Here is a 6,578-nt window from a genome sequence, read left to right on the forward strand (position 1 = left end):
GCTCCTCGCTTTGATCGTCGAGACTGAATATCTTGAGAATGTCCAGCGCCTTCTGCGTGATCTCCGCTTCTCCCTTGAAATGCTTCGGCAGGCGAAGCATTGAGGTGAACATGGAGTGCTTGGCATGCTGGTGAAAGGCAATTTTAACGTTCTCCAGCACCGTCATTGCCGTGAACAGACGGATGTTCTGAAAGGTCCGTGCCGCCCCTTTGCGGTTAATCCGGTACGGCTTCATACCGCCGACGGATTCGTTGCCCAGTAAAATGCTGCCCGTCGAAGGCGGGTAGACACCGGTCAGCAGGTTGAACAGCGTCGTTTTACCTGCGCCATTCGGTCCGATCAGACCGATCAGCTCGCCTTTATTAATATGAAGAGTAACCTCGCTGAGCGCCTTTAGTCCCCCGAAGGAACGGCTGGCTTCCTTAACATCAAGAAGCACTGCTGTCGCTGATGCCGCCATTTGCCTTCGCCTCCTTTTTGCCGAACTTCTTGAGAGAGAATCCCGTACGGCCCAGCAAGCCGCCAGGACGGAAAATCATCATCAGAATGAGAACGATCGAATAAATAATCATGCGCCATTCCGGGAAGTCCCGAAGGTAAGTGTACAGCAGCGTTACGAAGACAGCGCCGACAATCGAGCCGGCTGTGCTTCCAAGTCCTCCGAGAACGACCATAACGAGAATTTCGAACGACTTCAGGAAGTTGAAGCTGCCCGGTGTAATAACGTAGAACGTATGAGCCGAAAGACCGCCGGCCATCCCGGCGAACAAGGCGCCGAGCGTAAAGGCGATAATCTTGTACAGCGTCGTGTTGATCCCCATGGCTTCGGCTGCAATCTCATTCTCGCGAATAGCGATACAAGCCCGGCCGTGAGTGGAACGGATAAAGTTATTAATAACAACTACCGTAATCAGCGTGAAGAAGAACATGATGGTCCATGTCGACTTCGCCGGAATACCGCTAAGCCCCGAAGCGCCGCCGACGTACTCCGTGTTCAGCATAATAATCCGGATAATTTCCCCGAAGCCAAGTGTTGCGATAGCCAGATAATCCCCATTCAGCCGCAGCGTAGGCATACCGATTAATACGCCGCACACCGCCGCCACCAGACCGCCAATAATAATGGTAAGAACGAACGGGACATCATAGTCAAGCGTCAAAATAGCGGAAACATATGCGCCAACAGACATGAATCCGGCATGCCCGATAGAGAACTGTCCGGTGATCCCGTTAATAAGGTTAAGCGATACCGCCAGCATAACATTAACGCAGATCAGAAGGAACATAGATTTATATACATCATTCAATGCTCCCGTTGTTAGCAGAATTTGAACAACCCCATATAATACCAACGCAAGGACGATGCTTAACCAGAATTTTTTGTTTAACTTATTCACACCGTTCCCCCCTTACACTTTCTCCCGGACATTCTTGCCGAACAGCCCGGATGGTTTAAAGATAAGGATCAGGATCAATACGGCAAAGGCTACGCCGTCACGCCAGGAGGAATATCCAAGCGAGGAAATTTCCGTCTCTACCGTACCCAGCAGCAAGCCGCCCACAAGTGCGCCCGGAATGCTGCCAATGCCTCCAAGCACTGCGGCGACGAACGCTTTCAGTCCCGGCATAACGCCCATAAGCGGGTCTACGGAGTTGTAAGTCATGCCAAAAATGACACCGGCGGCAGCCGCAAGCGCCGAACCGATGGCAAAGGTTGCCGAAATGGTACGGTCCACGTTGATCCCCATCAGACGCGCCGCTTCCATATCGAACGATACCGCCCGCATCGCTTTACCGGTCTTGGTATAACGTACGATATATTGCAAAATAATCATCAGAATAATCGTTGTAATCAAGATCATGACCTGGTTTGACTCCACCTGAATGGAAGTCCCGAACAATTGGTACTGCTTCTTCGCCAGAATATCAGGGAAGCCTTGAGCTTGCGGCCCAAGCACGAGCACACCGGTATATTCCAGCAAAAAGGATACGCCGATTGCCGTAATCAGCGCAGCAATCCGTGTGGATTTGCGCAGCGGCTTGTAAGCAAGACGTTCAATTGTGATGCCAAGCAGCGCACTGATCGTCATGGAAAAAATCAGAGAAATAATCAGAACCAAAACCGGAGGAAGCCCCGCTGATGCCAGATATTTGGCACTGAACAGTCCAATAAACGAACCAACCATAAACACATCCCCATGTGCAAAGTTGATCAGCTTAATGATCCCGTAAACCATGGTATAGCCCAAGGCAATCAGCGCATAAATACTGCCTACGGAAATCCCGTTAATTAACTGCTGAATAAAATACTCCATGGCCATCCCCTTTTCCCTTTTTCATTGTCAATCCCTCTTCTCTCTTTCATTCTTTCTTTTTAATGATGTTACCTATATTAACATATGTCCTTTTTTCCGTCACTAATATTTTGAGGGGTTCCAAGAAAATTCGAAATTCGGTGTTATAATCATTTACCAGTCATGTTATAATCAAGTTATATAATGTAACACAAGAACAAAAAAACAGAGGAATATCACGTAATACGAAGAAAATTGAAGATATTTATATGTGGAAGTTATTCCCTAAGCAAATACAAAGCTTTATTATGTAGCATTTAATATAACATTTTTCACTTTAACACGCTGTTCCTTCAATTTAATGAAGAATTAATGATTCATGGTTTATTTTCAAAACAAAAAGCCCCCAAGCGGGAGGCTCTCTCTTCCATTATTATGTAGACGAAGCTGTTCGAAAAAGTCAGGCGCACGTTTCGAAGGAAATGTGGCGGAGAGAGAGGGATTCGAACCCTCGCACCGCTTACGCAGTCTAACCCCTTAGCAGAGGGTCCCCTTATAGCCACTTGGGTATCTCTCCAAGAAAATGGCTCCCCGAACAGGACTCGAACCTGTGACAACTCGATTAACAGTCGAGTGCTCTACCAACTGAGCTATCAGGGAACATTTTGATGTGAACAAGAAATAATTTATCATGAATTTATCCCTCAGTCAAGCGCGAGAACCTCCCCGTCCGATGGCACAAGCACCCTGCCGAGCAATCCCTTCTCTTCAAGGCGTTCCCGCAGCTTTTCCCTGGTCAGCAGGCAATGATTGATCGCTTCCATATGGACGGCTACCACCTTCGTCCCGGGAGCATGCGCGCACAGGCTGGATATATCCCGCTCGCTCATCGTAATGGGGTCTCCGCTCACAAACCGCGCTTCCCCCGCATTGACGACCACAGTTCCGGGCCGGTACCGGTCCAGCGCTTCCCGCACCTCTTCACACCAGATCGTATCTCCGGCGATATAAAGGGCGGGCTCATCAGGCGCCTGAAGTATAAAGCCGGACACCGGTCCCATCAACTTCCCGATCTCTCCGGTCCCATGTCTGCCCCCTGTACGGATTAACCGGACTCCGCAGAATTCCGCCTGCTCCTGAATAGAAGCAACCGCAGTAAAACCTTGTGCACAGATCCGCTCCCCGTCCTCTTCCTGGCTGAATAGCGGAATATCCTTTGGAAGCAAGGAAGCCGCAGCAGCGTCCCAGTGGTCATTGTGAAGATGGGTTACGATTACGGCATCCGGCTTGAGCCAATCTTCCACCGGGCCCGGGAGGGTGACGAGCGGATTTCTCCGGTCATTGTCACTATTTATAATTGGCGGATATGCTCCGGCCTCGCCAAGCATCGGATCGATCAGGAAGACGGAACCCCCGTACTCCAGCCAAAGGGCCGCATGTCTTATTAATTGAAGCTTCATATGGATTGCACTCCTTCTTTTCCATTAGTTCTGCTACAATTTAAGTATAATTTTCCTCCTGGCCTGGAGTACATAATGCGGTGAAAGGATTACGACGTATCTATTTTCAATTGGAAAGGAAAACAATAAAAATGAGCCAAGCGCTACTGGACGAAACCGATCTGCTCATTCTGCGGCAGCTGATACAAGACTCCACACTCAGCAACAGGGAGTTGGGGAGATTGGTACATATGACGGGGCAAGCCGTGGGGGCGCGTATTCGAAGGCTGAGGGAACTGGGCGTCATTACAGGATATTCGGTAAGCTGGGACCCGGAAAAGCTGGGGCTCCATGTACACGCCCTGATTACGGTATTCCTGAATTCCGGCGGCGCCCACCAGAGCTTCCTGCAATTCGTTGCATCCGAGGAGGAGATTGAAGAGGCTTACCGCGTCAGCGGCGAGGGCTGCTACTGGATGCGGGCGCGCACACCAAGCCCGGAACGGTTGAACGCGCTGCTCGACCGTCTGCTGAAGTATGGCAACTATAAAGTGAGCCTCGCGATCGGCCAGGTTAAGTAGGCGTCCTAGACTCAGTCCCTTCGATCTCCGCAAGCTTCAGCGGACCGGCGCATTCCCCGCAGCGGTAGCGCTGCGGATTCACCTTGCGCTTGCGGAGATACTCCGTGCTGCAATGCATGCAAATGAGCTTGTAGCGGTAAGGCATCGGCCCACGCGCTTTCGCTCCGGGAAGATTCCGGCAGTAACGGCTCCCTCCTACTTGCGCCAGCAGCGCTTTGAAGTCGGCGTCCCGGTGGCGGTAGCCCCTTTTTGCCAGATGGAGATGGTAGTGACATAGCTCATGCTTGATAATTTTCTCCGTCTCCTCCGGCCCATAGGCCGCAAGCTGGCGAGGGTTGATCTCTATGTTATGGGTTTTCATAAAATAACGTCCGCCCGTAGAGGACAGTCTGGGATTAAAAGACGCTTTATGGCGAAAAGGCAATCCGAAGCTTTCCCGCGACACCCGCTCAATCCAGCGCTGCAATTCTTCGTTGGTCATGCTTGTCATTTTGGCCGGCTCCGTTCTTTGACGCGCCACCTGGCGCTTGCTGCAATCTGTACTTGAATTGTAACTTGCGCATACGCTACACTTCAAGAAGGAAGACAAGGACGGAGGGAGACTAACTATGCCGAAAATGCGGTATGTCATTTTGCAGCAGAATCAGGAGCTTCAATTCGTGGAAATGCCGGAGGATTACGCGTATCAGCTCAGCGCGCTTAACCTTAGACTGAACAAGGAGATCGACAAGCTGACGGCCGAGAACGTGCCCAATTTACCGCTTGCGGTGGCCGAATGCGATTCTCTGGAGCTGCTGCGCGAGCAGTATTCGCTGGAATCCGGGCTGGATTATATCAACCGGCTGGAGCGGGCTTTTGCGGCCATTCAAGAACAGAACTATCCGCTTATCTCCTTGCTGACGGAGATCCGGGCGCTTCAGGCGCAGCTTGAGCAGTGGTATGAAGAGGAGGAAGAGCGGGCGCAGTAAGACCGTATGCAGGAAGAAGCTATATCCATCTTCGGCCCGGGGCGCACCATCGCCTATCTCTGCACATATGCTAACCTACGCAAGCATGCAGAGGAGGGGTTCCCTTGCCGCAATGGCTCAGCCATCAGCTGATGAAGGCCTATTACAAAAAGGACCGGCGACAGATCAAGCTGCTGAACGAATGCTGGTTCTTCTACCGGGATTCCGCTGTAAAGCGCTAGGCCAGAGTCCCGTTAGCCGCCGCACAGTCCACAAACTGTTACCCATTTGCCGTAAAATCAGAATCCATCTCCTTCGCGAAGGGATGGATTTTGTTGTGTTTGTATGAAGAAATCAGAACTTCGGGAACAGATATCTGACCAGAAAGTACAAGAGTCCAAGGAAAATAACAAGGTATGCGGCATACTCGATAAAGGCGGAGGCGATACGGCTGGAGTCTGTTGTCTTATTTCTCTCCAGATGCTCCGCTTCCACGCCGCTGTCTTGGTTATACGGGTCCATGATCGATCGCTCCTTCTCCCTTTTAGGCTCCATTACCCGGAGATTTAAATTTGAAACAACTCCAGAAGCTGCGCGGCTATCTTTTGGATACGGTTCGGGAGATCGTGGAGGGTAAAAAGCCGTCGCGATTTCGCATCTGCGATAATCCCGACTGTCGCTGGGCTTATTATGACGATACGCGCAACCGTTCCAAGCGCTACTGCGACGATAAAGCCTGCGGTAATCTGATGAAGGTCCGCCGGTTCCGTGCCCGGAAGAAAGCGAAGCAGTGAGCGGATATAAGCGTGCACGCTTATACTGGGTTAAACTATAGAAGAACGGCCCGGGAGATCCGAGCCGTTCTTCTATTTTGAGACTACTATTTTACCGGGTCCTATATTAAACGATAGAACGTTTGGCACTTACTTCGATCGGCTTCTGCGCGTCTACGAGCGGTTTCTTCCATAAGCCAAGCACCAGTCCGGAGACTACCGCGCCGATAGCAACCGCCAGCAGGAACAGCAGCGCATGGTTCGCGAGTGCAGCTACGAAGATGCCGCCATGCGGAGCCGGGATGTTAATTTTCCAGAATTGGGTCAATCCCCCTGCAGCGGCCGACCCCAGGATACAGGAAGTCAGGACACGCATCGGATCGGCAGCCGCAAATGGAATCGCGCCTTCGGTGATGAAGGATAAGCCGAGCACATAGTTCGTTATGCCGGATTTCCGTTCATCTTCCGTGAATTTGTTCTTGAACAGCGTGGTAGCGAGCGCGATTGCCAGCGGAGGAACCATGCCGCCCGCCATAACAGCCGC

Annotated in this window: 9 protein-coding genes, 2 tRNA genes and 2 pseudogenes; 4 read left to right on the forward strand and 9 right to left on the reverse strand. The window is 51.3% G+C overall.

Going from position 1 to position 6,578, the window contains the following annotated elements; genetic code table 11:
* The 6 genes from L692_RS0125295 to L692_RS0125320 all read right to left on the reverse strand — a co-directional run.
* The coding region (locus L692_RS0125295) for an ABC transporter ATP-binding protein (RefSeq protein ID WP_025702689.1) at window positions 1-460 on the reverse strand (460 nt) is incomplete at its 3' end.
* Window positions 429-1,397 carry a branched-chain amino acid ABC transporter permease gene (locus L692_RS0125300; protein ID WP_025702690.1) on the reverse strand — a complete coding sequence of 323 codons (969 nt, stop codon included), beginning with the start codon at window positions 1,395-1,397 and terminating at the stop codon, window positions 429-431. The genes L692_RS0125295 and L692_RS0125300, both read right to left, overlap by 32 nt.
* 12 nt (window positions 1,398-1,409) lie before the next feature.
* Window positions 1,410-2,321, reverse strand: coding sequence for a branched-chain amino acid ABC transporter permease (locus L692_RS0125305; RefSeq protein WP_376717945.1), 912 nt, complete (start codon window positions 2,319-2,321; stop codon window positions 1,410-1,412).
* Window positions 2,322-2,779: 458 nt separating this feature from the next.
* Window positions 2,780-2,871: transfer RNA gene (locus L692_RS0125310), tRNA-Ser, on the reverse strand.
* Between the two features lie 7 nt (window positions 2,872-2,878).
* Window positions 2,879-2,954: transfer RNA gene (locus tag L692_RS0125315), tRNA-Asn, on the reverse strand.
* Between the two features lie 44 nt (window positions 2,955-2,998).
* Window positions 2,999-3,754 (reverse strand): MBL fold metallo-hydrolase, encoded by a 756-nt coding sequence (locus tag L692_RS0125320; RefSeq protein ID WP_025702692.1) that lies wholly within the window; start codon window positions 3,752-3,754, stop codon window positions 2,999-3,001.
* A 131-nt stretch (window positions 3,755-3,885) separates the two neighbouring features.
* Here L692_RS0125320 and L692_RS0125325 point away from each other — a divergent pair, with 131 nt between their 5' ends.
* The gene (locus L692_RS0125325) at window positions 3,886-4,314 is read left to right on the forward strand and encodes an Lrp/AsnC family transcriptional regulator (RefSeq protein WP_025702693.1); all 429 of its coding nucleotides are present in this window, start codon (window positions 3,886-3,888) and stop codon (window positions 4,312-4,314) included.
* Here L692_RS0125325 and L692_RS0125330 read toward each other — a convergent pair.
* A complete protein-coding gene (locus L692_RS0125330; protein WP_025702694.1) occupies window positions 4,307-4,795 on the reverse strand; it encodes a SprT family protein in 489 nt (162 codons plus the stop codon). The genes L692_RS0125325 and L692_RS0125330 overlap by 8 nt on opposite strands.
* 127 nt (window positions 4,796-4,922) lie before the next feature.
* Here L692_RS0125330 and L692_RS0125335 point away from each other — a divergent pair, with 127 nt between their 5' ends.
* Together L692_RS0125335 and cmpA are read left to right on the forward strand one after the other, a co-directional pair.
* Window positions 4,923-5,282, forward strand: a complete 360-nt coding sequence (locus tag L692_RS0125335) for a hypothetical protein (RefSeq protein WP_025702695.1) — start codon at window positions 4,923-4,925, stop codon at window positions 5,280-5,282.
* A 104-nt stretch (window positions 5,283-5,386) separates the two neighbouring features.
* Entirely contained in the window at window positions 5,387-5,503 is a 117-nt protein-coding gene (cmpA, locus tag L692_RS32190; protein WP_090834029.1) for a cortex morphogenetic protein CmpA, read from the forward strand.
* Window positions 5,504-5,615: 112 nt separating this feature from the next.
* Here cmpA and L692_RS33270 read toward each other — a convergent pair whose 3' ends face one another.
* Complete coding sequence (locus L692_RS33270; RefSeq protein ID WP_198027830.1) at window positions 5,616-5,783, reverse strand: hypothetical protein; 168 nt, start codon at window positions 5,781-5,783, stop codon at window positions 5,616-5,618.
* Between the two features lie 116 nt (window positions 5,784-5,899).
* On the opposite strand from L692_RS33270, the pseudogene L692_RS0125350 reads away from it, so the two are divergent.
* Window positions 5,900-6,055, forward strand: a pseudogene (locus tag L692_RS0125350) (CGNR zinc finger domain-containing protein); the annotation flags it as partial.
* A gap of 106 nt (window positions 6,056-6,161) precedes the next feature.
* Here the strand turns inward: L692_RS0125350 and L692_RS0125355 are convergent.
* Window positions 6,162-6,578, reverse strand: a pseudogene (locus L692_RS0125355) (PTS fructose transporter subunit IIC); the annotation flags it as partial.

This window comes from Paenibacillus forsythiae T98, from assembly GCF_000520735.1.
Classification (GTDB): domain Bacteria; phylum Bacillota; class Bacilli; order Paenibacillales; family Paenibacillaceae; genus Paenibacillus_AQ; species Paenibacillus_AQ forsythiae.